Below are 26,964 nucleotides of genomic sequence, written 5' to 3'. Positions count from 1 at the left end.
CGAAGGCTGCGGGACGGACCGGCCGCTAAAAGAGGAACTTACTATGGGCAAAATTATTGGTATCGATCTTGGCACCACAAACTCATGCGTTGCAGTCATGGACGGCAAAGAAGCCCGCGTGATTGAAAACAGTGAAGGTGCCCGTACCACGCCATCAATGGTCGCATTCACCGATGACGATGAACGTCTTGTCGGTCAGCCTGCAAAACGTCAGGCTGTGACCAACCCGGAAAACACCCTGTTTGCGATCAAACGTCTGATCGGCCGTCGTTACAGCGACGCTGAAGTCGAAAAAGACAAGGATCTGGTGCCGTACAAAATTATTGCCGGCGAAAACGGTGATGCATGGGTTGAAGTCAATGGCGAGAAAATGGCCCCGAGCCAGATCGCAGCCATGGTGCTTCAGAAAATGAAGGAAACCGCAGAAGGCCACCTTGGCGAGCCGGTGACCGAAGCCGTGATTACCGTACCTGCGTATTTCAACGATTCGCAGCGTCAGGCAACCAAAGACGCCGGTAAGATCGCGGGTCTTGATGTCAAACGTATCATCAACGAGCCGACGGCAGCTGCCCTGGCCTATGGCCTGGACAAAAAAGAAGCTGGCACCGTGGTTGTTTATGACCTTGGTGGCGGTACTTTTGACGTGTCGGTTCTGGAAATCGGCGATGGCGTTTTCGAAGTTAAATCAACCAACGGCGATACCTTCCTTGGTGGTGAAGACTTCGACAAACAGATCATTGATTACCTTGCTGACGAGTTCAAAAAAGAACAGCAGATCGATCTTCGTAAAGACCGTCTGGCCCTGCAGCGTCTGAAAGAAGCCGCTGAAAAAGCCAAGATCGAGCTTTCGTCTTCGATGCAGACAGATGTGAACCTTCCGTTCATCACCGCAGACGCATCGGGTCCGAAGCACCTGAACATCAAACTGTCGCGTGCGAAGCTTGAAGGTCTGGTTGGTGATCTGATCGAACGCACCATGACGCCGTGCAAAGCCGCATTGAAAGATGCCGGCATCACCGCAGGCGAAATTGATGACGTGATCCTGGTTGGCGGCATGACCCGTATGCCGAAAGTTCAGGAACGCGTGAAAGAGTTCTTTGGCCGTGAGCCGCACAAAGGTGTGAACCCGGACGAAGTTGTTGCACTTGGTGCGGCGATTCAGGGTGGTGTCTTGCAGGGTGACGTTAAAGACGTCCTGCTGCTTGATGTTACTCCGCTGTCGCTGGGTATTGAGACCCTTGGTGGTGTCTTCACCCGTTTGATCGACCGTAACACCACGATCCCGACCCGCAAGTCGCAGACCTTCTCGACCGCTGAAGACAATCAGACGGCCGTGACCATCCGCGTCTTCCAGGGCGAACGTGAAATGGCTGCCGACAACAAGATGCTTGGCCAGTTTGATCTGGTTGGTATCCCGCCGGCACCGCGCGGTGTTCCGCAGATCGAAGTGACCTTTGACATTGATGCCAACGGTATCGTCAACGTGTCTGCCAAAGATAAGGCAACCAATAAGGAACAGCAGATCCGCATTCAGGCATCTGGTGGTCTTGGCGATGACGAAATCGAAAAAATGGTCAAAGATGCGGAAAGCAATGCCGAGTCTGATAAACAGCGTAAGGCACTTGTTGAAGCCCGTAACCAGGCCGAAGCCGTTGTTCACTCGACCGAGAAAAACCTGACCGAGCATGGCGACAAGGTTGACGATGCAACCAAGTCAGAAATCGAAAACGCCCTGTCGGCTTTGAAAGAAGCCAAGGACGGTGAAGATGCCGATGCGATCACCGCAAAGGTCAACGAACTTCAGCAGGCTGCGATGAAACTTGGCGAAGCCATGTATCAGGCCCAGCAGGCAGAAGACGGTGGCGCAGAAGGTGACGCTGCGGATGCAGGTGCGTCAGCACAGGCTGATGACGGTGTTGTTGATGCCGACTTCGAAGAAGTCAACGACAACAAAAAAGATAAATAAGACGACCGCAGAGGTCGTCTTTAACGACGCCCTGTAAATAAAAATCGGGCCGTTCCGGACGCAGAAACTGCTGGGACGGCCCGACCGTATTTCGGAGTTACAGATGGCGAAAGAAGATTACTACGAGCTGTTGGGTGTCAGTAAAGATGCCAGCGCGGCCGAGCTCAAAAGCGCCTATCGCAAGCAGGCCATGAAATTCCACCCGGATAAAAATCCGGGCAATACCGAAGCCGAAGTTAAATTCAAGCAGGTCAACGAAGCGTACGAAATCCTCAAGGATGACGAAAAGCGCGCGGCCTATGATCGTTTTGGTCATGCTGCCTTTGAACAGGGCGGTCCCGGTGGGGGCGGCTTTGGAGGTGGTGGCTTTGGCGGCGGCGGTTTCGGTGGCGGCGGATTTTCCGATGTCTTCGACGAAATCTTTGGCGCCATGGGTGGCGGTGGTCGCCGTGGGGGCGGTGGATCGTCACGCGGTGCTGATCTGCGCTACAACATGGCGATCACGCTCGAAGAAGCATTCGAAGGCAAGAAAGCCGAAATCACCATTCCGGGATCGGTTTCGTGTGAAGAATGTGACGGTACCGGTGCAGAAGCCGGTTCCCAGCCTGTGACCTGCCCGACCTGTAATGGCCACGGTAAAGTCCGTGCCCAGCAAGGGTTCTTTACCATTGAACGCACCTGCCCGAGCTGTCATGGCAAAGGCAAGATCGTTAAAAACCCGTGCAAATCGTGCCACGGGGTCGGTCGCGTTGAAAAGGAAAAAACCCTGCAGGTCACGATCCCGCAAGGGGTTGAGGACGGTACACGCATTCGCCTTTCAAGCGAAGGTGAGGCCGGGACCAATGGTGCACCGGCGGGTGATCTTTATATCTTCCTTGATATTGCGCATCATCGGTTCTTCCAGCGCGAAGGGGCGAACCTGTATTGCCGGATTCCGATCCCGATGGGCAAGGCTGCCCTTGGTGGCACCATCGAGGTGCCGACCATTGAAGGCACGCGCACCCGGATCAACATTCCTGCCGGAACCCAGTCGGGTCAGCAGCTTCGGCTGCGGGGCAAGGGCATGACCATCCTGCGGTCTCAGGCGCGCGGGGACATGTTTGTTGAAATCAGTGTCGAAACGCCGGTCAATCTGACCGACCGCCAGAAAGAACTTCTGGAAGAATTCGACGAGATTTCGCGTGCAGAAGGCTCCAGCCCGGAAAGCGAAGGCTTCTTTTCCAAGATGAAAGAAATCTGGAAAGACCTGACCGATTAGGTCAGCGCCTTTGCGCACAGCAATCTGAAACACCCCGTCGCGGTTGCCGTGACGGGGTGTTTTCTTATCGGGATGCCCGTACCGGTTGGGTTTTGATAAAATCAATAAAGGTCCGCAATGGTGTCGGGACCAGCCGTCGTCCGGGGTAATAGAGTTTCGGTCCTGGAAAGTGCGGCCACCAGTCGGCAAGGACGGGGATAAGATCGCCGCGGTCAAAATAGGGTGCCAGCCAGTCTTCAAACAGATAGATGATGCCTGTTCCCGCACAAGCCGCATGCACCGCAAGATCTGTCCCGCCGCCCGGTCGGACAAGTAACGGACCGGTCGGGTTAAGTTCGATGGTTTCATCACCGCGTTCAAATTCCCACGGATGTAGTGCCCCGCTGGCAAAGCGGCCACGCAGGCAGGCATGGTCCAGAAGGTCACGGGGATGTTCGGGTATGCCGTGCTGTTTTAGATATCCGGGCGATGCGGCAGCGGCAAAACGCTGGCTGCGCGGGCCAATCGGAATGGCGATCATGTCCTGTTCAAGGCTTTCATCATACCGGATGCCGGCATCACATCCTTCGGCCAGAACATCGACAAAGCTTTCTTCGGTGATGATTTCGACCCGGATACCGGGATAGGCGGCCAGAAAGGCCGGGATGATATCGGGCAGGACAAGACGGGCGGCACTGACCGGGACATTCAGTTTAAGGGTCCCGACCGGCCGGTCCCGATAGCTGTTAACGACATCAAGTGCGAGTTCCATTTCGTCAAGGGCCGGGGAAAGCCGTTGCAACAGTCCTTCTCCGGCCTCGGTCAGGGCGATACTGCGCGTGCTGCGGTTAAACAGCCGCACGCCAAGTTGCGTTTCAAGGCGGCGAACCTGATCGCTTAAGCGCGATGCGCTGCCGTTGCTCAGGCGGGCACCTTCGCGAAAACCCCCGGCGCGCGCGACCGTGACAAAGGCGGTGATGGTGGCCAGATCCAGTTTCATTGTTCCAAATTCCGTACAGCCTGTATCAATTGTACCGGATTGTTGATCACGGGAACAGGCGTTAGCGTCCTGTCAGACAGAAATCCTGATAGGAAGGAGAATTCCCATGACCATGATCGAACAGGCAGGAACATTTGCGATTGGCGATTTGACGGTGAACCGCATGGGCTATGGCGCGATGCAGTTGGCTGGGCCGGGGGTGTTTGGCCCGCCAAAGGACCGAAATGAGGCGATTGCGGTTTTACATGCCGCCCGCGAAGCCGGGGTCAATCACATCGATACCAGCGACTTTTACGGGCCGCACATCACCAACCAACTGATCAAGGAGGCGCTTCATCCTTATCAGGATGATTTGGTGATTGTGACCAAGATCGCGGCAAAACGCGGCGATGATGGTGCTTGGTTGCCAGCCCTGTCGCCCGAGGAACTGACATCGGCGGTGCATGATAATCTGCGCAATCTGGGCATTGATGCGATTGATGTTGTCAATTTCAGGTCCATGCACGGGCTTCATGGCCCGGCAGAAGGATCAATAGAACAACAGGTGACCGTGCTTGCCGAGTTACAGCGCAAGGGTTTGATCAAGCATATCGGTCTGTCAAACGTCACACCGACCCAGATTGCCGAAGGGCGCGAGATTTGCGACATCGCCTGTGTCCAGAATCAGTACAACCTTGCCCATCGCGATGACGACGGTTTGATTGACGATCTGGCGGCGGATGGCATTCCCTATGTACCGTTTTTCCCGCTTGGGGGCTTTTCGCCATTGCAGTCAGAAACCTTGTCACAGGTTGCCAAACGTCTTGAGGCATCGCCGATGCAGGTCGCGCTTGCGTGGTTATTACAGCGGTCCCCCAATATCCTGCTTATTCCGGGGACATCGTCGCGCGAACATTTGTCACAGAACCTTGCGGCGGCGGGTTTGACGATCCCGGCGGATGCGATTGCCGAGCTTAATGCGATTGCGGCACAGGCGGTGACATCAGCCTGAATGGGCTGATGCTGGTCTTTTGCGCATTTCCGGTGATTTCATCGTGCGGCGGCATGTGATAAAGCAATCACACGTTTGAAATTACGGATCCTAGGAGACCGGAAATGAAAGTCGGGATTGTTGGTTGTGCTGGCCGGATGGGCCGGATGCTGGTGAATGAAACCGCCAAGACCAAGGGCTGCGAAGTTGGTGGCGGCACGGATCTTCCGGGCAGTTCATTCATTGGCAAGGACGTCACCTTGATTGCCGGTCTGGAAGAAAGTGGCGTTCTGGTTGGAGACGATCCCAAGGCGCTGTTTGAAACCGTTGATGCGGTGATTGATTTCACCGCCCCGGCGGCCACCATGAAACATGCGAAACTGGCTTCTGAGACCGGGACCATCCTTGTGATTGGGACCACCGGCCTTTCCAATGATCAGAAAGACGAGTTGAAAGTTGCGGCGCAAAACGCCCCGATCATTTTTGCCCCGAACATGAGTGTCGGTGTCAATCTTGCCTTTGCACTGGTCGAAAAGGTGGCAGCGGTTCTTGATAAGGACGTGGCCGACATCGAAATCGTTGAAATGCATCATAAGCACAAGGTAGATGCGCCGTCGGGGACCGCCCTTGGCCTTGGTGAAGCTGCGGCCAAGGGGCGTGGTGTTGTGCTTGATGATGTGTCGGTGCGATCACGCGACGGGCATACAGGTGCGCGTGAAGACGGCACAATCGGCTTTGCGACGCTCCGTGGTGGCGATGTTGTCGGTGATCATACGGTTGTCTTTGCCTGCGAGGGTGAACGGATCGAGATCACCCACAAGGCATCCTCACGCGAAGTGTTCGCCAAGGGGGCTGTGCGGGCCGCGAAATGGGCCGAAGGCAAGGCGCCGGGGCTTTATTCCATGCGCGATGTCTTGGGGCTTTAAGCCCGACATCGCACGTGTCACAGCCGACTTTATACCGTGAGATGATTAACACCGGCCAGAGACATCAGGCCGGTGTTTTTATTGGCTATTGACGGCTTTGGTTTCTGGTCGCAAAGGCATTATGTTGGCAACCGCATCGGGGATGCATGCGGGGGGCATGCAGCTTAACCGGCCAAGCCCCTTGTTAAAGGCATCACGTTGCCTAAGGCCCTGTGATGAGGGCGGGAATCCGACATGCAATGTTTGTTCGATCACCAGATGCGGGTTGTAGATAACAAGGTTTTCCGCATCGCGAAGGCCGGGGTTATTGTGAAGAAGGTAGCGGGCAACATTGTGATCAATCACGGCCACTTCGACATGGCCGGTAATGAGTTGGCGCAGAAGGGTTTCATCGTCGCGCATACCAAAGGAATTCATGCTGGTGCTTTCGAGCATGGCGACCAAGTGTGATTCATAGCCATAGCCCTTGACATAGCCGACGGCATATTCTTTGAGGTCGCTAAGGTTTTCCCAAGAAAATTCAGTTGAACGCAAATGTACAAAGCCGAGCGGACTGGTGCCGATTGGTTCGGAAAACAGGAACTGACGACGCCGTTCAGGGTTGTCATAAAGCGGAAATATGGCTTCAAACCCGCGATTGTTCAGGATGTTTAAAAGTGCGCGTTTCCAAGGATAGACTTCGATTGTGTGGTCGATATCGACCTGATCAAAGGCTGCGGTTACCACACGCGATAGAAGTCCACCATCCGGCAGATTGACAGTGCTATAGGGCGGCCAGTCCAGCGTGACGAGGTTAATAACCGGTTTTGTCGAATGTGGTGGGTCATCGGCGCGTACCGTTGGGATCGACACTATCAGCGCAACACACATGATCAAACCACCCCACATAATCTTCTGGGTGATCAATCGGCGTTGCACCGGAACACGCATTGTTTCCTCCCTCTGCCCGCAGAAACCTATCCATAAGTGGTGATTCCGGTCAAGGTTCGAAAGGTTATTTTATTAGATTTATGTTGTATTAATTGGTGTATTGATCGGGTTTCTAAACAATCACAGATACTTAATAAGTATTGCTTAATGTAGTGGTGCGACCGCGAGGCGCAGGGCCAAGTGGCTAAAGAAAAACCTCGGCATTTTGACAGATGCCGAGGTTTTAAATGATCGAGTGGGGATGATCTAATGCGCGTCGGCCCAGCTGTCACCAATCCCCGCATCGACTATCAGCGGGACCGACAGGTGGGCGGCATTTTCCATAACATCGCGGATGATCTTGATGGCTTTTTCGGCCTCGTCTTCCGGGGCTTCAAAGATCAATTCATCGTGGACCTGCAACAGCATCCGGGTTTTAAGCCCGGCATCAACCAAAGCACCGGGGACCGCGATCATCGCACGTTTGATGATATCGGCCGCCCCGCCCTGAATCGGGGCGTTGATGGCGGCACGCTCGCCAAAGCTTCGGCGCATGCCATTTTTATCGTTGATGCCATTGATATGGATGTTGCGGCCAAACAGGGTGCGGACATGGCCATGTTTTTTGGCAAATTCCTTGGCCTGATCCATGTAATCGCGAATGCCGGGGTAAATTTCGAAATAAGCTTCGATGAAGGCCTTGGCTTCTTTTTGGCCAATGCCGAGCTGATTGGCCAGACCAAAGGCAGATATGCCATAGATGATGCCAAAGTTAATTGCCTTGGCCTTACGGCGCACCATCGGGTCCATGCCCTCGATCGGGACACCAAACACCTTTGATGCGGTGGCCGCGTGGATATCCTCGCCATTTTTGAACGCTTCGCGGAGCGCATCAATTTCGGCCACATGGGCCAGAAGACGGAGCTCAATCTGCGAATAGTCGGCAGAAATAAGCTTGCAGCCCTTATCGGCGACAAAGGCGGTGCGGATTTTCCGGCCTTCTTCGCTGCGGATCGGGATGTTTTGCAGGTTCGGATCGTTTGACGACAACCGCCCGGTATTGACATTGGTTTGACCGTAACTTGTATGAACGCGCCCGGTCAGCGGGTTAACGTGATTTGCCAAGGCATCTGTGTAAGTGCTTTTAAGTTTTGACAGTTGGCGCCATTCCAAAATTTTGGTCGGCAGGTCATGACCGAGTGCAGCCAATCCTTCAAGAACGTCAGCACCGGTTTGCCATGCGCCGGTTTTGGTTTTTTTACCACCCGGCAGGCTCATTTTATCAAACAGAATTTCGCCAAGCTGCTTGGGACTGCCAAGGTTGAACGGTTCACCAGCCATTTCATGGATGGTTTTTTCGAGTATCGCCATGCGTTTGGCAAAGTCATCCGACAGGTTTTTAAGGATGTCGGTATCAACCTTAACCCCCAGCCGTTCCATTTTGGCCAGAACCGGCACCAACGGGCGGTCCAGCGTTTCATAAACGCTTGCCATATGTTCCTGAGCAATACGGGGTTTAAGCAACCGATGCAGACGCAGCGTGATATCGGCATCCTTGGCGGCATAGTCCAGCGCCTTATCAAGCGGGACCTGATCAAAGGTGATCTGGGTTTTGCCCGACCCGCAAACCTCCGAGAACTTTATTGGCTGGTAGTCAAGATGCAGGTCAGCCAGTTCGTCCATGCCGTGTCCGTGGCTGGTGCCATCAAGGACATAGGACAGCACCATGGTGTCATCCATCGGGGCGACATCAATGCCATGACGCGACAGAACAATCATATCGTATTTCAGGTTCTGACCGATTTTCAGAACACCGCTGTCCTGCAACAACGGTTTGATCAGCTCAATAGCGCGATCAAGCGCGATCTGTTTGGGGATGTCGGCCTTGGCAGGGGCCTCTTCGGCATCGCCAAAATCAAAGCCACCCTGTGTGCCTTTGGCTTCGCTGTTCTCAGCACTCTTGCCGTGCCCTAGCGGGATGTAACAGCCATTTCCTGGCTCTGTCGAAAGTGAAATGCCAACCAGTTTGGCCTGATGGGCATCAAGGGACGTGGTTTCGGTGTCGACCGCAACTGTCCCGGCATATTCGGCCTTTGCAATCCAGTGCTTTAGACGTTCTTCATCCTGCACAAGTTCATATTCGGCCTTTTCGACGTTGATTTTATTGACACCGACACCGGGCTGGGTCGGGCTTTCAAATTCGATGTCGTCGCCGAATTTTGCTTTTACTTTAGAAAGCAGTGATTTAAAGCCGTGACTTGCAATAAAGCTTAAAAGAACTTCCGCGTCGGGTTCTTTTAATTCAAATCCACTGATCTGCTCAACCACCGGAACGTCGGTTTTCAGGGTGACCAGACGTCGGGAAATACGGGCCAGTTCGGCATTCTCAATCAGTTTTTCGCGGCGCTTGGGCTGTTTGATTTCGCCTGCGCGCTCCAGTAGAGAATCAAGATCGCCATACTCATCAATAAGTTGGGATGCGGTCTTAATGCCAATGCCCGGAACACCGGGGACGTTATCGACAGAATCACCGGCAAGTGCCTGAATATCGATGACTTTGTTTGGAGAAACACCAAACTTCTCCATCACCTCGGCAGCACCAATGGTACGATTCTTCATCGCATCAAACATTTGCACCCGATCGGTGACAAGCTGCATCAAATCCTTGTCCGAAGATACGATAATAACGTCAGAACCTTCGGCTTCGGCCTGACGGGCATAGGTCGCGATCAGGTCGTCGGCCTCATATCCTTCGAGCTCGATCGACGGCAGGTTGAACGCCCGGGTCGCATCGCGGATCAGGCCAAACTGCGGCACCAGTTCTTCCGGTGCTGGTGGGCGGTGTGCCTTGTATTCGGGATAGAAATCATTGCGGAACGTTTTGCCCTTGGGGTCGAAAATGACTGCCATATGGTCGGGCTTGGTATCTTCGCGCAGTTTCATCAGCATGGTGCAGAAACCATACACCGCGTTCACTGGCGTGCCGTCCGGACTGGTCATCGGCGGCAGGGCATGGAAGGCGCGGAAAATAAAGCCGGAACCGTCAACCAGTACGACGCGGCGCGGTTTTTGTCCGCTGGACGTCTTGGCATCGGATGGGGCGGAATCTGTCATGCGTCTCTTGCTCTTATGTTCGAGGATAATGTTGGCCCGCAGAATGCCCGATCCGTGTCGGTAAGTCGAGGGCGCGGTGTCGCCTACGAACAAAAACCGCGCCTGTCTCCTGACAAAAACGGGTGGCAAAGTGTCGGCCTTTGACGCTGGCTTGATGTATATTTCGATATCAAAACAAATAAGCTAAATACCGGGGGCTGGACGATTTTTGGCGGACGGTCTGTTTGTGCTTATCGTTCTGCTGCGGTGTTGCTATGGTAATGCGATAACTTCATCCCAAGGGACATGGGAGATCCGGTTCGTGGCCCGGAAAACAAGCAAGCCGGAATTTAGCCCAAAGGGCATCGGCGTTGAAACTGCAGGTCCGGTACGTGAGCTTTCAGATGATATGAGGCTCTCGACCCGGCAAGGCAAAAAGAAGCAAGGTGATCGTCGCGGCGTAGCTGCGAACGATACAGGATGGCGCAGATTTTTTAGCGTCAGTGCATGGCTGCGTTTTGTCCTGACTTTTGGCAGTTTTGGGTTGGTTTTACACGGCTTGTTCATTGTCTTTGGCGTGTATGAACGTAATGAACGCCTTGCAAACTTTGATCACTTTGTCTTGCTGATCAAACTCGTGGTGTTTGTCGCGTTGATGTATCTGTTTTACGCCATGCTGATGCATTACGGGCCTATTCGGCACAAGGTTCGGGGCATTTTCTTTTTGGCGCTTGCCCCGGTGGCCGCCCTTTGCATTTTTATGATCTATGGCGGCGGTGCCCTTTTTGGCAGCTTCATCCCGGTTTTGCAGTTCCTGATCCTGACGGTCGGGGTTGGCGGATTTTTGCTGTATGTCCTTGGCTATACATGGATAACCGGACGTAAGGTGCGCCGTGAAACGGTAAAATATGGCGATTTCACACCGGCAGGCGACCCAATAGGCTCGGCGGGTCATGGTAACCTGCCGCCCGGTGTGCGACAGGATCGCCGCAAAGTCCACAAAGCAGGCAACCTGCGGCTGCGCAGTACCGATGGCCGTGGTGATGCAACGGGCGGGGGATCTGGAAACGGCAATGGTGGCAAGGTCCGTTTGCCGGAAATCTAATCGCATTATGAACCATGAGCAGCGGAGGACCTTTATGCGCCGCGACTTGATTTTTATCCACAGTGCAGGAAAACAGGGCGGAGATGACGGCAGTAGCCGATTTCTGGCCCGGCTTGAAGCCGCGCTGGACGGCCAGTTTCGCATTGTCGCACCGGAAATGCCGACCCCGGAGCGCCCCGACGCTGAACTATGGCTTCGCGAAATTGACCGCGTGGTTTCCAACAGCAAGTCTGATGCCCGACCGGGGGCGGTGCTTGCCGGTCATTCGCTTGGTGGGTCAACGATTTTGCAATATCTCGGGCGGAATCGTGAAATATACCGTGATGATAACTGGTTATCGGCGGCTTTTAGCATTTCAGCACCGTTTTGGGGCCTAAAAGACCTGTATTTCTGTCACAGTGCGGATGATCGCATCGTGCCAGCGGAACATCAGGACGCTTACGCTGATCATTTTCCCCATGCGGGCTGTATCCGTCTTAGATCAGCCGGGCATTTGTTGTCAGACGGGGATGTTGAGATCTGATTGAAAAGATCGCCGCATTCGCCTGATCAGGAATGATTTTCCAGAACAACACCGGCCAGATACAGCGACCCAAGGATCAAAATCCGCGATGGTGCCGGGGTTTCTGCCAGCAAAACCTCAACCGCGTGTTTGAGGTCGTTACAGGCGTGGCTTTTGGCAATGCCGCAATCACGCCCGGCATTTTGCAGGGTGTTCGCATCATGCGCCTCATGATCGCCGGGAATAACAATCCCCGCCAAGGCCGATACATGGGGTGCTAGTGGTGCCAGAAAGGCAACAGGGTCGCGGTTATCAAGCATACCGACAATCACAAGCGTATCGCCCTTGGGCTGTTGTGACAGCCATTCAGAGATCACCTCGGCAGCGGCGATATTATGGCCGCCATCAAGGATAAGGTCGCAATTTTCCGGCAGGGCGTCGATCAGCGGACCTTTTTTAAGGCGCTGCAAGCGTGCTGGCCATTGTGCTGTGCGCAACCCATTGGCCAGCACATCCATATCCATGCCGTCGCAGCCGGGTATGTTCGCCTTGCGCACTGCGGCAATCGCCGTGGCGGCGTTGACATATTGATGCCGACCGGGAAGTGCAGGCCGTGGCAGGTTTAATGTTTCGCGCCCGATGCGCAGCGTAAAACCATCAGCCGTTTCGTCAACGACGTCAAAATCACAAAAGATCGGCGCACCAATCGTATTGGCGTGACGGGTCAGCGTGTCAAAGGCTTCAAGGGTTTGCGGGGCCAGAATGCTGATGACCCCCGGCTTCATGATCCCGGCCTTTTCAAAGGCAATTTTGGCAATCGTATCGCCAAGGAAACCCTGATGATCAAGCGAGATTGGCGTGATCACGGTTGCCGCGGGGGTATCAAGCACATTGGATGCGTCCACCCGACCACCCAGTCCGGTTTCAAGGATCAGCACATCGGCCGGAATGCGCGCAAAGGCAAGAAATGCCGCAGCCTGCGCAATTTCAAAGAAGGTAATGGAATCGCCGTTATTAACGGTTTCGACTTCTTCGAGCAGGTCACAAAGCGCCTGTTCGGAAATCTGCGCACCGGCAACGACAATACGTTCGTGAAAACGCACAAGATGCGGGGATGTCGAGCAATGAACCTGAAGGCCTGCCGCCTCGTAGATCGCGCGCAAATAAGCCTGCGTGGAGCCTTTGCCGTTGGTGCCGGCCAAATGAATGACAGGCGGCAGACTCAGGTGCGGATTACCAAGCTTTTCAAGAAGCCGGGTAATCCGCCCGAGTGAAAGATCAATGACTTTCGGGTGCAACTGACCAAGGCGTGCAATGATTGCATCGCTTCGGGCAGTGTTACTTGTCTGCTTTGGCACCTTTGGTGTCCGGCTTTTTCTTGGCATCCTTGATCGGAACAATCGACGCACCGGGTTTGGTGCGGCGGATCATGTCAATCAGGCGGCCAAAGGTCGCGTTCAATTCGTTGCGCGGAACCACCATATCGACCATGCCATGGTCCAGCAGATATTCTGCTGTCTGGAAGTCATCAGGCAGTTTTTCGCGAATGGTGTTTTCAATCACACGCCGACCGGCAAAGCCGATCTGGGCGCCGGGTTCGGCAATCTGAATGTCACCGAGCATGGCAAAGGATGCCGAAACACCCCCCGTGGTCGGATCGGTCAGCAGCACGAAATAGGGCAGGCCCTTTTCCTTGACCTTTTCAATCGCAGCCGTGGTGCGCGCCATCTGCATCAGGCTAAGGATGCCTTCTTGCATACGTGCACCGCCCGATGCCGGGACAATGATCAAGGCCGCATCCTGAACCGATGCCAGTTCGGCCGCGGCAACGATGCCTTCGCCAACCGCAATCCCCATCGATCCGCCCATAAAGGAGAAATCGAAAACGGCAATCACCGTCGCATGACCACCGACCTCACCATGGGCAACAGCCAACGCATCCTTATAGGTTGCTTTGGCTTGGGCTGCTTTGAGGCGGTCAGTGTATTTTTTCTGATCGCGGAATTTCAGCGGATCAACCGGAACATTCGGCAGTTCGATGGTTTGGTATTTACCCTCATCAAACAGGAGTTCAAGACGGTTTTGCGCGGAAATCCGCATGTGATGCCCACAATGCTGGCAAACATGATTGTTCTTTGCCAGGTCACGGTGGAAAATCATCTGTTCGCATGATTTGCATTTGTGCCAAAGATTTTCGGGCACATCTGTCCGGCGAACAAGTTGTTGAATCTTGGGACGGACGAATTCAGTCAGCCACGACATATCGGATACTGATCCTTAGGTTCTGTCTATATCGGTTCTTTTACAAACGCACAGCGATTTGATTATTTGCGTGCGTCCCGGACCCCGCTTGCCAGTTCGCGCACAAGGCCGGTAACCATAGAGGCGGTCTTATCGGTGGCCTTGCCGTTTTCGTCAAGACTTTCGGCAATTTTTGATACGATTGCCGAACCAACAACAGCTGCATCGGCCTGTCTTGCGACCTCGGCAGCCTGTGCGGCTGTCTTGATGCCAAAGCCGACTGCGATCGGCAATTTGGTATGACGACGCAGGCGTTCCATTGCTTCGATAATCTGCTCGTTGCTTGCCGAACCGGCACCGGTTACCCCGGCCACCGACACATAGTAAACAAAGCCGGATGTATTCTGAACAAGTTTCGGCAAACGCTTGTCATCAGAGGTCGGTGTGGTCAGTCGAATGAACGATAGACCTTTTTCGACCGTCGGAACACAAAGCTCTGCGTCTTCTTCGGGCGGCAGATCAACAACAATCAGGCCATCAACCCCGGCATTGCGCGCATCTTCAAGGAATTCTGCCACGCCATAGATGTAGATCGGGTTGTAATAGCCCATCAGAATGATCGGCGTTTCGTGATCCTGATCGCGGAAACCACGCACCAGCGACAGCGTTTTGCGCATGTGCATGCCCGCGGCAAGCGCACGGTTCGATGCTTCCTGAATGGCGGGACCATCGGCCATCGGATCGGTGAACGGCATGCCCAGTTCGATGATATCCGCCCCGGCTTCTGGCAGGGCCTTGAGGATTTCAAACGAAGCTTCGGGGTCCGGGTCACCCGCCGTGATGAAGGTTACAAGACCGGCACGGCCTTCTTCCTTGAGCTTGGCAAAACGTTTTTCGATGCGGTCTTTGCCGCCAATGATTGCGTCGCTCACAGTTTAACTCCCAGTGCTTCAGCCACGGTAAAGATGTCTTTGTCACCTCGGCCGCACAGATTGACGATGATGATTTTATCCTTGCTCATCGTCGGTGCGATTTTGATGACATGTGCCAGTGCATGGCTGGGTTCGAGTGCCGGGATAATGCCCTCGCATTCAGAACACAGCTTGAAAGCAGCAAGGGCTTCCTTGTCGGTAATCGCGACGTAATTGACACGCCCGATATCCTTAAGCCAGCTGTGTTCCGGGCCAATCCCCGGATAATCAAGACCGGCCGAAATCGAGTCTGCCTCGGTGATCTGACCATCATCATCCATCAAAAGGTATGTGCGGTTGCCGTGCAAAACGCCCGGTGCGCCTGCCGTCAAGCTGGCGGCATGCTTGCCAGTGTGAACACCGTGACCAGCCGCCTCGACGCCAGTGATTTCGACATCCTTGTCATCAAGGAACGGGTGGAACAGCCCGATGGCGTTTGACCCACCCCCGATGGCGGCAACCAGAAGGTCGGGCAGGCGACCTTCGGCTTCCATGATTTGTTCTTTGGCTTCGTTGCCGATCACACACTGGAAATCACGGACAAGTTCCGGATAGGGATGTGGGCCAGCCGCCGTGCCGATGATGTAAAACGTGTCTTCGACGTTGGTCACCCAGTCACGCAATGCTTCGTTCATCGCGTCTTTCAACGACCGCGAACCCGACTCGACCGGTTTGACCTCAGCCCCCAGAAGCTTCATGCGAAACACATTGGGCGACTGACGTTCGATGTCTTTGGCCCCCATGTAAACCGTGCAGGGCAGACCAAAGCGCGCACAAACCGTCGCGGTTGCAACGCCGTGCTGACCCGCGCCGGTTTCGGCAATAATGCGGGTTTTGCCCATGCGCATGGCCAGAAGGATCTGACCAATACAGTTATTGATCTTGTGCGCGCCGGTGTGATTGAGCTCGTCACGCTTGAAATAGACCTTGGCCCCGCCAAGTTCTGCTGTCATGCGTTCGGCGAAATAAAGCGGGCTTGGACGGCCAACGTAATACTTCAGGTAATAATCGAGTTCTTTTTGGAACTCCGGGTCATTCTTGGCGTCCTTATAGGCCTGCTCAAGCTCAAGAATCAGTGGCATGAGCGTTTCGGCGACAAAACGGCCACCGTAATTACCAAAATGCCCGTCTGTATCAGGAAGGGTGCGGTAGCTGTTGGGCTTGGGCGATGAAGACGTCATAGAAATTCCCCGTGGATAGGCCGCAATTCCTGCGGCGTAGGCTGGTGACGACTGATTAATCCGCAAAGCGCTGACGAAATGTGTCGCGCTGGCTGGTTACAATACCCGCAAACGGGCGTAACGGATTAATGGGCTGCGTGATCGGCCTGGGATTTGTCGAAGATATATTTTTTTGAGCAGTACGGGCAGACGATCTCGCCTTTTTCCTCAAGATTGAGGTAAACGGTCGGGTGGCCAAGGTGACCTTTTCCGCCGTCGCAGGCTACATTCAGAGTGCCGACTTTGATTTCTTCGGTGAGCTTCATATATCCAGTTCCAAGTTTTGTATGGCCATCGGGATTGGCCACGCGATGCGGTCAGCATTGACCCCGGTTTAACGGGGATGATACCGATTGCGCATATTCAATCAATACTTCCGCATGCTCATGGCGCTCCATGGTCTTAGCGCAAACAAGCGACGCGGAAAAGAGTGGAGATCACTGACACATGACTGCAATGCCCGACTATGCCATCGAAGTCGAAGGCTTGACCAAGGTCTATACGGGGTCAAACGGCGAAAAACTTGCCCTTGATGATGTTTCACTGAAAATTCCCCGCGGGTCTTTTTTCGCGCTTCTCGGACCAAATGGTGCCGGAAAGTCAACGTTTATCAACATCTTGGCCGGTCTTGTCACCAAGACAAACGGCACGGCAAAAATCTGGGGCCATGATATCGAGGCGGAAATGCGTGCTGCGCGTTGCGCGATCGGGATCGTGCCACAGGAACTTAATCTGGATGCATTTTTCACCCCGCGTCAGGCGATGGAATTGCAGGCTGGCCTCTATGGCGTGCCCAAACCGGAACGTCGCACCGATGAGATTCTTGCCGCCCTTGGTCTGGCAGACAAGGCAGACTCGTACTCAAGATCGCTTTCGGGCGGGATGCGTCGCCGCCTTTTGGTTGGTAAGGCTATGGTTCATACCCCACCGGTTCTGGTTCTTGACGAACCAACCGCCGGGGTCGACATCGAATTGCGTCAGCAGCTTTGGGCCTATGTCAAAGAACTGAACAACGCCGGTGTGACCATCGTTTTGACCACGCACTATCTTGAAGAAGCCGAAGAGCTGTGTGACGAGATCGCGATTATCAATCAGGGCAAAGTCATTGCCCATGAAGATAAGCGTAGCCTGCTGCGCCGGATTGATCACAAAACCCTGATCCTGACGGTGAATAATGAACTGAATGCGGTTCCCGATGTGCTGGCCCCCTGGGGGGCGGAGCTTCGCTCGGACAACCAGATTGCGCTGCATTATCGCCCCAGCAACACCCAGATGACCGAAATCCTCGAAGCCATTCATGGTTCCGGTCTGGCGGTTAAGGATTTGTTGACCGAGGAAGGCGATCTTGAAGACATCTTCCTGATGCTGACCCGCGATAATAATGCCGCACGGGCCGGTGCGGCGGCGTAGGCTGCGCGCGGTACCAGAATATCAGGCGGGTCTTGCCCGTCATGATCGATATAAGAACCCCGCAATTTGTTGCGGGGTTCTTGTTTTTGGCTTTAACATGAATGTCTTGTCTGAAACCTTTTCCTTCGGAGTTTCTGTGTCGGTCACTCAATTATTCCGTCGGGTCTTCCGAAGGGTTTCGGTTCGTTTTCTAGCATATTTGATGGTGCCGGGGGTGGTGCTGATGCTGTCAGCCTGCGCACCTTCTGTGCATTCCGCCGGGCCGCCAATTGCGCAAATCTCAATAACCCCCGACAGCTTTCAGACAAGTGATGGAACCGGGCTTGCCCTGCAGTCATGGGGGGTGCTTGATCACCCGTCTGCGGTGATCCTTGGCCTGCATGGCATGGGCGATTATGCCAATGCGTTTATGGAACTTGGTGACGCACTTGGACCGACCGGCATTGCTGTTTACGCGTATGATCAGCGCGGGTTTGGGCGCAGCCCGACGCGCCCGTTCTGGGCCGGAACACGCAGCATGGTTGATGACGCCAGTGACATGTTGGTTTTGTTGCGGGCACGCTACCCCAATGTTCCGATTTATCTTTTGGGCAATTCCATGGGCGGGGCGGTGGCAATAGTCACCGCAGCGACCAGGCCGTCATTGATGGATGGGGTTGTGCTGGCCGCCCCGGCAGTCTGGGACCGTAACACGATGCCGTGGTATCAAACTGTGCCGCTGAATATGATGTCCTATGGCCTGCCGTGGTTGCCGCTTACAGGTCAAGGGCTTGATATTTGGCCGTCCGATAATATTGAAATGCTGCGTCGTTTGTCACGCGATCCACAGATGATGTCTGCGGTGCGGGTGGATATGATTGCCGGGGTGGCCGATTTAATGGATTTGGCGCACGCGCGGGCGGCGGATATTACGGTTCCGACCCTGTTGTTGTCGGGTCAGCAGGATCAGGTCATTCCGCCCGATGCCATTGATGCGATTGATCGTGACCTTCGGGCGCAAAATTTACCCCGCTATTCCAGATGTTTGTATGCGTCAGGCTATCACATGGTGTTGCGTGACCTCAATGGGCCGGTGGTGATTGGCGATATTGGTCGCTGGATCACATCATTGGGGACGGCAGAAAATTATTCCTGCACACAATCATGATTGCTTTTTGACCAAGGAAAGCCGATCAGGTAGCCTTTTTAATCATTTGCGCGGTGTCGGTTGGGTTGTTTAACGCTCTTTCAATCCCGATATGGCAGCAATAAACGCGCTTTGTGCAGCGATTTTTCGGAGGATCAGGACCGCCATGCTACGGACCGTTCGGGCGAAGTTCCTGGGTGTTGCGGCCTTTTTTGTCGTGTGGCTGGTTGTGGCCACCGGATTCTCTGTCATTCAATCGCTTGGCATCAATGGCGACCTCGAAGCGGTGTCGCGCTATGTCACACCGGTCAAGGATGCGATTTCGGATGTGCGCGCGCGTCAACTTGAACAGATTTCGCTGATTGATCGCTATATGCGGGTGGTCGAAAACGATGGCCCGCACGCGCCGCTTTTGAACGGTCTTGAGATCGAAATCAACGCCAAGCAAACCCAGATCGAACAGGCCTTTCGCAAGGCGTTTACCTTTGCGGCCCTCGGCCGGGCACAGGCATCGGGGCATTTCGACAACGGCGTTCTGCTTGACCTTGATGTGCGCATGCGTGAGTTCGCCGATGTCTCGGCGCAATTTTCCCTTGGCGTTGAACGGTTGCTCAGCCGGGTCAGGGATGATGATCTGATGGATGCCCAGCGTCAGGAAAATCTGGTGCGCGGCCTGCATCGCAATATCGTGCTTGATCTGCGCAACGAGATTTTGCTGTTGGAAAAATATGCGGCCGATACGGTCGAAAACGTCTCGTCACGCGAAGATTTCCTGATACAGGCCGAATTCATCATGATGCTGGCCGCGGTGGTGATTGGCGTGTCGCTGGCCTATTACATGGCCCACGCGGTGGTCATTGCCGTGCGTCAGGTTACCAATGCGCTCAATGCGGTGCAGTCGGGCAAACTTGATACCAGCCTTGATTTTAAGGGCAAGGGCGATTTTGCCCGTCTGGCCGATGCGTTTAACCGTATGACCCGTGAATTGCGCATCCGGTTTCGCATGCGTGAACGGTTTGGCAAATATGTCGATCCGAAAATCGTCAATAACCTGATCAATCAGGAAACCGCGCTTGAAACCTCTGAAAAGCGGGTGATGACGGTCAGTGTTGTCAATCTGACCGGGTTTGACTGGCTGGCCGAACATACTGCTCCCGAAAAGCTGGTTGATTTCCTTAATGATTATCTGACCGCCATGACCGAACCGATTTCCGGCCATAGTGGGATTATCGACAATTTCGTGGGCGACCGGGTGATTGGTTTCTGGGGCCCACCGTTTTGTGGTGAAGGTGCTCATGCCGGTCACGCCTGTCAGGCGGCACTCGAACAGGTCGCACGTTTTAACGCGCTTAAAACCAAATATGCCGATTTGATCGGTGATCACGGGCTTGATATCCGTGTCGGGATTGCGACCGGCGAAGTGGTTGTCGGCTCGATTGGCACGGATAAATCTCGGGCCTATACGGTGGTTGGCGATTGCGTGAACTATGCCAACCGTCTTGAAAAAGCCAACCGGGTTTATGGCACGCGTATTCTGGCATCCCATGAAACCGCCAATATGGCGACGGGTGACATTGAAATGCGCGACCTTGACCATGTGGTGCTGCTGGGTACTGAAAAAGTGGTCTATCTGTATGAAGTGCTCGCAGCCGGTGGGCAGCTTTCAGATGAACGCCAGGAATGGCGCAAGAAATATGAAGCCGCCATGGCCCATTACCGCGATGGCCGTTTTGACGAAGCCCGTCCGCTTTATGAAGCCGTGATCGACTTTGATGACAGCGATTTTGCCGCCCAACTGATGATGAACCGGATGGAAAGGCTGGAACGCCGCGAACAGGACCGCGAATGGAACGGCACATGGGTGGTGCGCGATCCCTATGAACGCCGCGATGTCGAAAGCTGATTACGCGATGGCGGTGGCAAGAATTGCTTAACCCAAAGACCGCTATGCTCAACACCGGATTTGGTGAACAGCAACCCGCAAAAATCCTTGCCCGCCGGGGATAAAACCTGTATCACCCAAACCGCTCGGGCCACTTGATCCAGACGTGGCCCCACATATTGCGCACCCGTAGCTCAGCTGGATAGAGCGCTGCCCTCCGAAGGCAGAGGCCACAGGTTCGAATCCTGTCGGGTGCGCCATTTTCCTAGCTATTTTCTGAATAAAATTCTTAGTGCGATTAGTGTTACACTAGAAGCTGCAGCCTAAGTTGCTGGTAGTTTACAAGTTCGCCCCACGAACGATTACGCCTATGTTCTCAGGGATTGGTGTATGGCGCGAAAAGCAATCGAGAAAAAAACATTTCGCACATTGTTTGCGAAGACTGGCAATCAATGTGCATTCCCCGATTGTACACATCCCCTAGTTGATGGGGACAATGATTTTATTGCTCAGGTTTGTCACATTGAAGCGGCCGAAATTGGCGGTGAGCGTTACAATGCTAGCATGAACGATGATGACCGTAAGTCACCAGAAAACCTTATTGTTCTTTGTCATCGTCATCATGTCAAAACTAACAATGAGGAAATCTATACAACCGAAGTTCTTCATACTATGAAAGACGCTCATGAGAAAAAATGGGCGGAACGAAATTACGAACTGCCGGATGAGGCAATAGAACAGATTCTAGAAGATGAATTGCAGTTTTGGACTGGCGTTGTTCAAGCAAATACTAGATTCATGAGAGAATTCGATTTGGCGATGCCATTGAAGATACATGAAAGTCCCATTGGCAATGTAGACGATATGCAAGCCTCGCTCGATTGGTTGGAGCGGTTATTTGACGATATTTCCTCCGCACTTAATTCCCTTCCTGACGATATTGTTGCATTTTTAGAGAAAATCGAAGTTGATGCATCTACTTTTTCAGAGGTGAAGTACTACGAGAATCCCTTTCACAACATGTTTTGGGAGTCTCTTAATCTTGGTGTGCCCAACCATCTGTCTAGTCTTCGTACAAACCTTTTAATTTTAAAAGCATTTCTACTATTTAGCTCATTAAAATCTGATCCTGGGAACGTTCATTTGAATAATCAATTAGATGCAATTAAAAACCAACTAATTGAACGAGCTGAAACACAAATCTATGTAGATTGAACGACTGTATTTCATTGTTATTTTTATGGTTAAGTGATTGGCCGTACAATATGCTTCGTTCGGAATGTGAGTTAGAGAAGGTCAGTTGATGCGCGGTTATCTTCATGATTTTGCAGGCCACAATGTGCTGTTTTCAATGGCGGCACCGGCGGAATATGGGGATTTTCTCAAAAAGAGATTTACGCCGTTGATGATCGGGGTGGGGCCGGTGGAGGCTGCGATTAATCTCACTGCGGCCTTGACCGAATTGCAGTTATCCGATGATTTGCCCGACCTTGTTGTGACGTTGGGTTCGGCTGGGTCGCGGACGTTGGAGCAGGCTGAGGTTTATCAGGCGATTTCGGTGTCCTACCGCGATATGGATGCATCCGTGCTGGGGTTTGAAAAGGGCTGTACGCCGTTTGTCGATTTCCCCGCCGAAATCATGTTGCCCCATCGTGTTCCCGGCATTCCCGAAGCCCGTCTGTCAACCGGGGCCAATGTGGTGTCGGGTGCGGCCTATAACGCGATTGATGCCGATATGGTCGATATGGAAAGTTTCGCCATTTTGCGGGCCTGTCAGAAGTTTGGCGTGCCGTTGATTGGCCTGCGCGGGATTTCCGACGGCAAGGAAGAGTTATCCAAGCTGTCGGACTGGACGGCCTATTTGCATGTGGTTGACGAAAAGCTCAGCCGTGCAGTCGATAAGCTTAAAGCCGGATTGGAAAGCGGCGAGATCAGCCTTTCGAAAGGCTGATCTGCCTTATTGCATTTTCGAAATGATTAGCTTCCCGCCCGGATTTGATCCAGCGTTTTGATCGGCGTTAGGGCCTGTGGGTCAACCTGAATTTCAAGGATTGCGGGCTTGCCCGATGCGACCGCGCGGTCAAAGGCCGGGCCGAAATCCTCGGTCTTGGTCACGGTTTCCCCATATCCGCCAAAGGCAACCGCATAGGCGGCGAAATCCGGGTTCTGGATTTCGGTGCCCGACACGCGGCCCGGATAATTGCGTTCCTGATGCATACGGATGGTGCCAAACATGCCGTTATTGACCACAAGCGTAATGATGTTGGCCCCATATTGCACGGCGGTGGCGAATTCCTGCCCATGCATCAAAAAGCAGCCGTCACCGGCAAGGCAAATAACCTGCCGGTCCGGATGGGCGAGCTTTGCCGATACCGAGGCCGGCAGGCCATAGCCCATAGAGCCCGATGTCGGGGCCAGTTCGGTGCGGTATTTTCCATAACGGAAGAAGCGATGCAGGAAAGCGGCGTAATTGCCCGCCCCGTTGGTGACAATGGCGTCCTCGGGCAGCTTTTCGCGCAAAGTCGCTACCACATGCGCCATTTTAACGTCACCGGGGGTTTCCACCGGGGTTGAGAAGGCAAGATAGGACGCATGGGCGGCTTCGATCTGGGCGTCACGCGCACTGCCATCGACCGGTTCCATCATGGCAATGGCGCGGATGAAGGATCGCTGTGACGCATTGATCGCGATATCAGGGCGATAGACGCGGCCCAACTCATCCGGTCCGGCATACACATGGATCAGTTTTTGGCGCGGGCAGGGAATATCAAGCAAGCTATAGCCGCTGCTGGTCATCTCCCCCATCCGTGAACCAACAAGGATTACAAGATCACTGTCGCGGATGAACTCGGCCAATTTGGGGTTAATCCCGATGCCGACATCACCGATAAAGTGGCTGTGGGTGTTGGGGATATAGTCCTGACAGCGGAAACTGGTGGCAACCGCAACATTGTTTCGAAGTGCAAACGATTTAAGATTTTCAGTGGTTTCGCGGGTCCAGCCGCCACCCCCGACAATCATCACCGGTTGCTTTGCCGCGTTGAGAGCATTGTGGAACCGTGCAACGTCTTCAGAGGCGGTTTTGGCTTCTATCGGGACGTAGGGTTTGGCGTCCGCGACCTCGGCCTCGGACGACAGCATGTCTTCGGGCAGGGCCAGAACCACCGGACCGGGGCGCCCGGATGTGGCGATGTGATAGGCGTGGCTGAGATATTCCGGGATGCGGTTGATGTCGTCAATCTGCCCGACCCATTTGGCCAGGGGTTCAAACATCTTGCGGTAATCGACTTCCTGAAACGCTTCGCGGTCAACCATGTCACGCCCGATCTGCCCGACAAGCAGGATCATCGGGGTGCTGTCCTGATGGGCAACATGTACACCCGCCGACGCATTGGTCGCACCGGGGCCGCGCGTGACCATGCAAATACCGGGCTTTCCAGTCAGTTTGCCATACGCCTCGGCCATGATGGCCGCCCCGCCTTCCTGACGGCAAATGATTGGATCAATGTCGGGATGATCAACAAGACCATCGAGAACCGCCAGATAACTTTCGCCGGGCACCAGAAAGACGCGCTCCGCCCCGTGAAGGGCCAGTTGATCAACCAGAATACGTCCGCCGTGGCGCATTTGCGTTTTCGCCGACATGTGTGAAGAACTCCGTATGGTGGGGCTTTTGCCGTGATGGGTTTTGTTTTTTGTTGGCGCGGTGGTGCGCAACGGCGATTTCATCACGGATCAGGGGCAAAGGTAAAGATATCAGGATCTAAAACACCGGGAACATTCAACGCACTGTTGAAGGTTTCCAAGGGCGGCGGCGTTTGGCGCTAAATCCACAGCAGGATGTATCGTAAAGATGTTGGTTCGAAGTGTTTTGATCTTGAGCCTAAAAATACCGTTCAGCAATCCTGACGATGTCGCCGGGCATGACAATCGTGGCCAGGGTTGCGGGTATGGCAATCCGGTCGGTGTCATTGCCGCGCAGGATTTCGACGTCATCTTCATCGCCGCGATAGGTCATGCCGCCGCCAAGTGCAATGGCATTGAGCACATTCATCCCCGGCACATAGTCATAGGAGCCGGGTTGATTGACCTCGCCGACAATGAAGAACGGGCGAAAGGCAATGATTTCAACCGCGATGTCGGGCTGGCGTAAATAGCCGTCCTGATAGGCATCATGGACTTTTTGACGGGTTTGGTCGGCAGTCAGGTTGCGAACATCGACCGACCCGATCAACGCCATGTTGATCCGTCCGTTGGCATCGACGGTGAACTCACCCGATAGGTCTGCTTCGCCAAACACAGTGACGCGGACCGTATCCCCCGAGTTGATGTGATAAATGGTTTGGGCATGTGCTGCCGGGATTGCGCCGCCCGAGAGTACGGTTAAGAAAGCCAGAACCATCATCAAAAGGGCGTTTGGGTGTTTAAGCATCCTACATCTCCAGCTTGAGGCTGAATTGCGTTTGAAAACGGCGATAGTCATGAGCCGAACTGGTCGAGTTTCGCATGTCATGGGCAATCCCGGCATCAAACCGGGCAAAGCGGTTGAGCTGATATGTCATGCCCAGCCCGACACCCGTCGTGCGGTCATGGCGCGTGGTTTGGCGGAACGCTTCGTCGGTGTAATGCGCGTCGGCGGTGATGGAAAGAAAGCGGCGCAATTCATGTGAAACGGTTGCGCCAAAGTCAAAGGCCAGAATACCACTTGCCCCGGGCAGGGTTGTTTCGCGGACCTGTCGGGCGGCGTTGACGCCGATGCTGGTCAACCGTGTGACGGCCCAGTTCACATCAGCGCGGAGCGTATAATCGGCAATATTGCCAAATGCCGGATCAGCGTAACTTTGGGTCATCCAGCCTGCGGCAACGTCGGCTGTAATCAGATTGGTCAGATCAAACCGCAGACCGGCCAGCATTTGAAACCCGGCGGAATCACGCACCCGGCCGTCATCATCGGGGGTCCGGTCATATTGGCGCTGATTTAGGTTAAACTCGCCATAGGCTTCGCGGCCCAGATCAAGGGGCATCAACACCCGGATGGTTTCGCGGCTTTCAATCCGGTTGCGATCATCATTGGTAATGCGATTGCCGTTTTGGTCGGTGGCGTCGTCAAAATCCAGACGGCGCAAGGCCAGTTCGGTTTGATAGTGCAGATTTTGGGTGATGTGTTGCGCGTTAAGGCTGGCCCGGACATCGTTAAAGACAACCGGCTTGGTTGCGCCGGTGGGGACATCATTTCCCCCACGGGCATCATGGGCGCGGTGCCATTCAAATGTACCGTCAAGAACGGTATTGGGGCCGATATCAAGGGCGATACCGCTACGGACATCGCCATCCTGATAATTGTCGTCGTCAGAATCGGCATAAAACCCAAGTTCCGCACCGGCCCCGACGTAAAGTTTCAGGTAACGCCATTCAGATTGCAGGCGCAAACGCGGTGCGATTTCGGTGATGACATCTGATGTCGGGGTGTCGTCGGTCAGATAGATGTTGTCATCAAACCGTTCACGAACAGAAACATCGGGCGATATTACAAACCGACCCATTCGGATGCCGCTGTCCTCAGACGGTGTGTTGGTTTGTGTGTGACCCGATGTCTGGACAAGGAAAAGGGCTAAAACCGGTGCAAATACCGTAATTATCAAACGTCCGGCCGCCATCAGGAAACATCCTTGGTTTGAAGAAGCCCTGAGCGCCTTGTTGATGCGGTTAATGGCAGCAAAACCGTGCCGACCAGAATGGCTAGATCAAAGAAAAAATGCTGCTTTGAGATATAGGCAAGATCGTGCGCCACACGTTCGGCCAGATGACGTTGGCATGTGACCGGACCCCGCCAGCCCCGTATTTGCGCCCAGCCGGTTAAGCCCGGCTTGGCCACCAGTCGGGCTTCGTATTCGGGCAGCATGGACGCAAAAAGAATGTGGTCGGAAATTGTGTGGGGTCTTGGACCCACCAGTGACATATCCCCGCGCAAGATATTGAAAAGTTGCGGCAGTTCGTCAAACCCACTGCATCTCAGCAAGGACAGCATCGATTTCGACCAATGAGCAGCTGAGAAATCTTGCGATTGAATGGGGATGTCGTGCAGGGTCCGGAATTTGAAGATGGTAAAAATCTTACCGTTCTGTCCAACCCGTTTCTGGGTGAAAACCGGCTGGTTAAAACCGCAACACCGGATCAGACCATAGATACACAGCATGAGTGGCGCACAGGCAAGGATAGCGATGCTTGCCAGCAATAGATCGCAATATCGTTTGCGGTATGGGTGCGGTGAACACACCGGCTTTGGCCGCGGCACAGGTAATCGCGGGCGTATAACACAGGACCGCGATGGATTTGTTTTGACGACAGCCAACCCCTTGATGCCCCCACATTCCCCTAATGCAGCATAGCAGTATATTAAACTCAG

23 protein-coding genes and 1 tRNA gene are annotated in these 26,964 nt (G+C 54.0%); 12 read left to right on the top strand and 12 right to left on the bottom strand.

Annotation, left to right across the window (positions count from 1 at the left end; translation table 11 throughout):
- Positions 1-43: 43 nt before the first annotated feature.
- Entirely contained in the window at positions 44-1,966 is a 1,923-nt protein-coding gene (gene dnaK, locus AC0VXT_RS19735) for a molecular chaperone DnaK (RefSeq protein WP_475546780.1), read from the top strand.
- A gap of 103 nt (positions 1,967-2,069) precedes the next feature.
- Positions 2,070-3,224 (top strand): molecular chaperone DnaJ, encoded by a 1,155-nt coding sequence (gene dnaJ, locus AC0VXT_RS19730; RefSeq protein WP_475546779.1) that lies wholly within the window; start codon positions 2,070-2,072, stop codon positions 3,222-3,224.
- Positions 3,225-3,288: 64 nt separating this feature from the next.
- On the opposite strand, the gene AC0VXT_RS19725 is transcribed toward dnaJ, so the two are convergent.
- A complete protein-coding gene (locus AC0VXT_RS19725) occupies positions 3,289-4,203 on the bottom strand; it encodes a LysR family transcriptional regulator (protein ID WP_475546778.1) in 915 nt (304 codons plus the stop codon).
- 106 nt (positions 4,204-4,309) lie between these two features.
- On the opposite strand from AC0VXT_RS19725, the gene AC0VXT_RS19720 reads away from it, so the two are divergent.
- The gene (locus tag AC0VXT_RS19720; RefSeq protein ID WP_475546777.1) at positions 4,310-5,194 is read left to right on the top strand and encodes an aldo/keto reductase family oxidoreductase; all 885 of its coding nucleotides are present in this window, start codon (positions 4,310-4,312) and stop codon (positions 5,192-5,194) included.
- Positions 5,195-5,298: 104 nt separating this feature from the next.
- Positions 5,299-6,099 carry a 4-hydroxy-tetrahydrodipicolinate reductase gene (gene dapB / locus AC0VXT_RS19715; RefSeq protein ID WP_475546776.1) on the top strand — a complete coding sequence of 267 codons (801 nt, stop codon included), beginning with the start codon at positions 5,299-5,301 and terminating at the stop codon, positions 6,097-6,099.
- A 78-nt stretch (positions 6,100-6,177) separates the two neighbouring features.
- On the opposite strand, the gene AC0VXT_RS19710 is transcribed toward dapB, so the two are convergent.
- Positions 6,178-7,029: a substrate-binding periplasmic protein gene (locus AC0VXT_RS19710; RefSeq protein WP_475546775.1), complete on the bottom strand. Its 852-nt coding sequence runs from the start codon at positions 7,027-7,029 to the stop codon at positions 6,178-6,180.
- Between the two features lie 246 nt (positions 7,030-7,275).
- On the bottom strand, positions 7,276-10,122 hold the full coding sequence (gene polA / locus AC0VXT_RS19705) for a DNA polymerase I (protein ID WP_475546774.1): 2,847 nt from the start codon (positions 10,120-10,122) through the stop codon (positions 7,276-7,278).
- Between the two features lie 301 nt (positions 10,123-10,423).
- Between polA and AC0VXT_RS19700 the strand changes: the two genes are divergently transcribed.
- Together AC0VXT_RS19700 and AC0VXT_RS19695 are read left to right on the top strand one after the other, a co-directional pair.
- Positions 10,424-11,206 (top strand): hypothetical protein, encoded by a 783-nt coding sequence (locus AC0VXT_RS19700; RefSeq protein ID WP_181951560.1) that lies wholly within the window; start codon positions 10,424-10,426, stop codon positions 11,204-11,206.
- Between the two features lie 34 nt (positions 11,207-11,240).
- Entirely contained in the window at positions 11,241-11,729 is a 489-nt protein-coding gene (locus AC0VXT_RS19695; RefSeq protein WP_475546773.1) for an alpha/beta fold hydrolase, read from the top strand.
- A 26-nt stretch (positions 11,730-11,755) separates the two neighbouring features.
- Here AC0VXT_RS19695 and AC0VXT_RS19690 read toward each other — a convergent pair whose 3' ends face one another.
- The 5 genes from AC0VXT_RS19690 to AC0VXT_RS19670 form a co-directional block, all read right to left on the bottom strand.
- Positions 11,756-13,066, bottom strand: coding sequence for a bifunctional folylpolyglutamate synthase/dihydrofolate synthase (locus tag AC0VXT_RS19690; RefSeq protein ID WP_475546772.1), 1,311 nt, complete (start codon positions 13,064-13,066; stop codon positions 11,756-11,758).
- Positions 13,047-13,970, bottom strand: a complete 924-nt coding sequence (gene accD / locus AC0VXT_RS19685; protein WP_475546771.1) for an acetyl-CoA carboxylase, carboxyltransferase subunit beta — start codon at positions 13,968-13,970, stop codon at positions 13,047-13,049. The genes AC0VXT_RS19690 and accD overlap by 20 nt, the downstream gene beginning before the upstream one ends.
- Before the next feature lie 62 nt (positions 13,971-14,032).
- Positions 14,033-14,881: a tryptophan synthase subunit alpha gene (gene trpA / locus AC0VXT_RS19680; protein WP_022732838.1), complete on the bottom strand. Its 849-nt coding sequence runs from the start codon at positions 14,879-14,881 to the stop codon at positions 14,033-14,035.
- Positions 14,878-16,101, bottom strand: a complete 1,224-nt coding sequence (gene trpB / locus AC0VXT_RS19675; protein WP_022732837.1) for a tryptophan synthase subunit beta — start codon at positions 16,099-16,101, stop codon at positions 14,878-14,880. Before trpB ends, trpA begins: the two co-directional genes overlap by 4 nt.
- 125 nt (positions 16,102-16,226) lie before the next feature.
- Entirely contained in the window at positions 16,227-16,406 is a 180-nt protein-coding gene (locus AC0VXT_RS19670; protein WP_022732836.1) for a zinc-finger domain-containing protein, read from the bottom strand.
- Positions 16,407-16,587: 181 nt separating this feature from the next.
- Between AC0VXT_RS19670 and AC0VXT_RS19665 the strand changes: the two genes are divergently transcribed.
- The 6 genes from AC0VXT_RS19665 to AC0VXT_RS19640 all read left to right on the top strand — a co-directional run bounded on the left by AC0VXT_RS19665 (position 16,588) and on the right by AC0VXT_RS19640 (position 22,509).
- The gene (locus tag AC0VXT_RS19665; RefSeq protein WP_475546770.1) at positions 16,588-17,550 is read left to right on the top strand and encodes an ABC transporter ATP-binding protein; all 963 of its coding nucleotides are present in this window, start codon (positions 16,588-16,590) and stop codon (positions 17,548-17,550) included.
- 223 nt (positions 17,551-17,773) lie between these two features.
- On the top strand, positions 17,774-18,697 hold the full coding sequence (locus AC0VXT_RS19660; protein WP_475546769.1) for a lysophospholipase: 924 nt from the start codon (positions 17,774-17,776) through the stop codon (positions 18,695-18,697).
- A 145-nt stretch (positions 18,698-18,842) separates the two neighbouring features.
- Positions 18,843-20,579, top strand: coding sequence for an adenylate/guanylate cyclase domain-containing protein (locus tag AC0VXT_RS19655; RefSeq protein WP_475546768.1), 1,737 nt, complete (start codon positions 18,843-18,845; stop codon positions 20,577-20,579).
- A gap of 162 nt (positions 20,580-20,741) precedes the next feature.
- A tRNA-Arg gene (locus AC0VXT_RS19650) sits at positions 20,742-20,818 on the top strand.
- Between the two features lie 130 nt (positions 20,819-20,948).
- A complete protein-coding gene (locus tag AC0VXT_RS19645; RefSeq protein ID WP_475546767.1) occupies positions 20,949-21,773 on the top strand; it encodes a hypothetical protein in 825 nt (274 codons plus the stop codon).
- Positions 21,774-21,861: 88 nt separating this feature from the next.
- On the top strand, positions 21,862-22,509 hold the full coding sequence (locus tag AC0VXT_RS19640) for a 5'-methylthioadenosine/S-adenosylhomocysteine nucleosidase (RefSeq protein WP_475546766.1): 648 nt from the start codon (positions 21,862-21,864) through the stop codon (positions 22,507-22,509).
- Positions 22,510-22,535: 26 nt separating this feature from the next.
- Here the strand turns inward: AC0VXT_RS19640 and AC0VXT_RS19635 are convergent, their stop codons facing one another.
- The 4 genes from AC0VXT_RS19635 to AC0VXT_RS19620 all read right to left on the bottom strand — a co-directional run bounded on the left by AC0VXT_RS19635 (position 22,536) and on the right by AC0VXT_RS19620 (position 26,793).
- Positions 22,536-24,203, bottom strand: a complete 1,668-nt coding sequence (locus tag AC0VXT_RS19635) for a thiamine pyrophosphate-binding protein (RefSeq protein ID WP_475546765.1) — start codon at positions 24,201-24,203, stop codon at positions 22,536-22,538.
- Between the two features lie 238 nt (positions 24,204-24,441).
- Positions 24,442-24,990 (bottom strand): polysaccharide biosynthesis/export family protein, encoded by a 549-nt coding sequence (locus tag AC0VXT_RS19630; protein ID WP_475546764.1) that lies wholly within the window; start codon positions 24,988-24,990, stop codon positions 24,442-24,444.
- A gap of 1 nt (position 24,991) precedes the next feature.
- The gene (locus tag AC0VXT_RS19625; protein ID WP_475546763.1) at positions 24,992-26,215 is read right to left on the bottom strand and encodes an outer membrane beta-barrel protein; all 1,224 of its coding nucleotides are present in this window, start codon (positions 26,213-26,215) and stop codon (positions 24,992-24,994) included.
- Positions 26,215-26,793: a sugar transferase gene (locus AC0VXT_RS19620; RefSeq protein ID WP_475546762.1), complete on the bottom strand. Its 579-nt coding sequence runs from the start codon at positions 26,791-26,793 to the stop codon at positions 26,215-26,217. The genes AC0VXT_RS19625 and AC0VXT_RS19620 overlap by 1 nt, the downstream gene beginning before the upstream one ends.
- Between the last annotated feature and the right edge of the window lie 171 nt (positions 26,794-26,964).

It is taken from the genome of Thalassospira sp. Z349TD_5 (genome assembly GCF_056173045.1).
Note: the sequence above shows the minus strand (reverse complement) of the source record. Positions and strands in the feature narration are given on the sequence as shown.

What these genes read in the sequence shown, in the direction of transcription:
- AC0VXT_RS19665 (WP_475546770.1), top strand. Translation starts at nt 16,588, where the DNA reads ATGACTGCAATGCCCGACTATGCCATCGAAGTCGAAGGCTTGACCAAG.
- AC0VXT_RS19655 (WP_475546768.1), top strand. Translation starts at nt 18,843, where the DNA reads ATGCTACGGACCGTTCGGGCGAAGTTCCTGGGTGTTGCGGCCTTTTTT.
- AC0VXT_RS19695 (WP_475546773.1), top strand. Translation starts at nt 11,241, where the DNA reads ATGCGCCGCGACTTGATTTTTATCCACAGTGCAGGAAAACAGGGCGGA.
- AC0VXT_RS19645 (WP_475546767.1), top strand. Translation starts at nt 20,949, where the DNA reads ATGGCGCGAAAAGCAATCGAGAAAAAAACATTTCGCACATTGTTTGCG.
- AC0VXT_RS19630 (WP_475546764.1), bottom strand. Translation starts at nt 24,990, where the DNA reads ATGCTTAAACACCCAAACGCCCTTTTGATGATGGTTCTGGCTTTCTTA.
- AC0VXT_RS19635 (WP_475546765.1), bottom strand. Translation starts at nt 24,203, where the DNA reads ATGTCGGCGAAAACGCAAATGCGCCACGGCGGACGTATTCTGGTTGAT.
- accD (WP_475546771.1), bottom strand. Translation starts at nt 13,970, where the DNA reads ATGTCGTGGCTGACTGAATTCGTCCGTCCCAAGATTCAACAACTTGTT.
- AC0VXT_RS19670 (WP_022732836.1), bottom strand. Translation starts at nt 16,406, where the DNA reads ATGAAGCTCACCGAAGAAATCAAAGTCGGCACTCTGAATGTAGCCTGC.
- AC0VXT_RS19725 (WP_475546778.1), bottom strand. Translation starts at nt 4,203, where the DNA reads ATGAAACTGGATCTGGCCACCATCACCGCCTTTGTCACGGTCGCGCGC.
- dapB (WP_475546776.1), top strand. Translation starts at nt 5,299, where the DNA reads ATGAAAGTCGGGATTGTTGGTTGTGCTGGCCGGATGGGCCGGATGCTG.
- AC0VXT_RS19710 (WP_475546775.1), bottom strand. Translation starts at nt 7,029, where the DNA reads ATGCGTGTTCCGGTGCAACGCCGATTGATCACCCAGAAGATTATGTGG.
- trpB (WP_022732837.1), bottom strand. Translation starts at nt 16,101, where the DNA reads ATGACGTCTTCATCGCCCAAGCCCAACAGCTACCGCACCCTTCCTGAT.
- AC0VXT_RS19640 (WP_475546766.1), top strand. Translation starts at nt 21,862, where the DNA reads ATGCGCGGTTATCTTCATGATTTTGCAGGCCACAATGTGCTGTTTTCA.
- AC0VXT_RS19720 (WP_475546777.1), top strand. Translation starts at nt 4,310, where the DNA reads ATGACCATGATCGAACAGGCAGGAACATTTGCGATTGGCGATTTGACG.
- AC0VXT_RS19625 (WP_475546763.1), bottom strand. Translation starts at nt 26,215, where the DNA reads ATGGCGGCCGGACGTTTGATAATTACGGTATTTGCACCGGTTTTAGCC.
- polA (WP_475546774.1), bottom strand. Translation starts at nt 10,122, where the DNA reads ATGACAGATTCCGCCCCATCCGATGCCAAGACGTCCAGCGGACAAAAA.
- dnaK (WP_475546780.1), top strand. Translation starts at nt 44, where the DNA reads ATGGGCAAAATTATTGGTATCGATCTTGGCACCACAAACTCATGCGTT.
- AC0VXT_RS19660 (WP_475546769.1), top strand. Translation starts at nt 17,774, where the DNA reads ATGCTGTCAGCCTGCGCACCTTCTGTGCATTCCGCCGGGCCGCCAATT.
- dnaJ (WP_475546779.1), top strand. Translation starts at nt 2,070, where the DNA reads ATGGCGAAAGAAGATTACTACGAGCTGTTGGGTGTCAGTAAAGATGCC.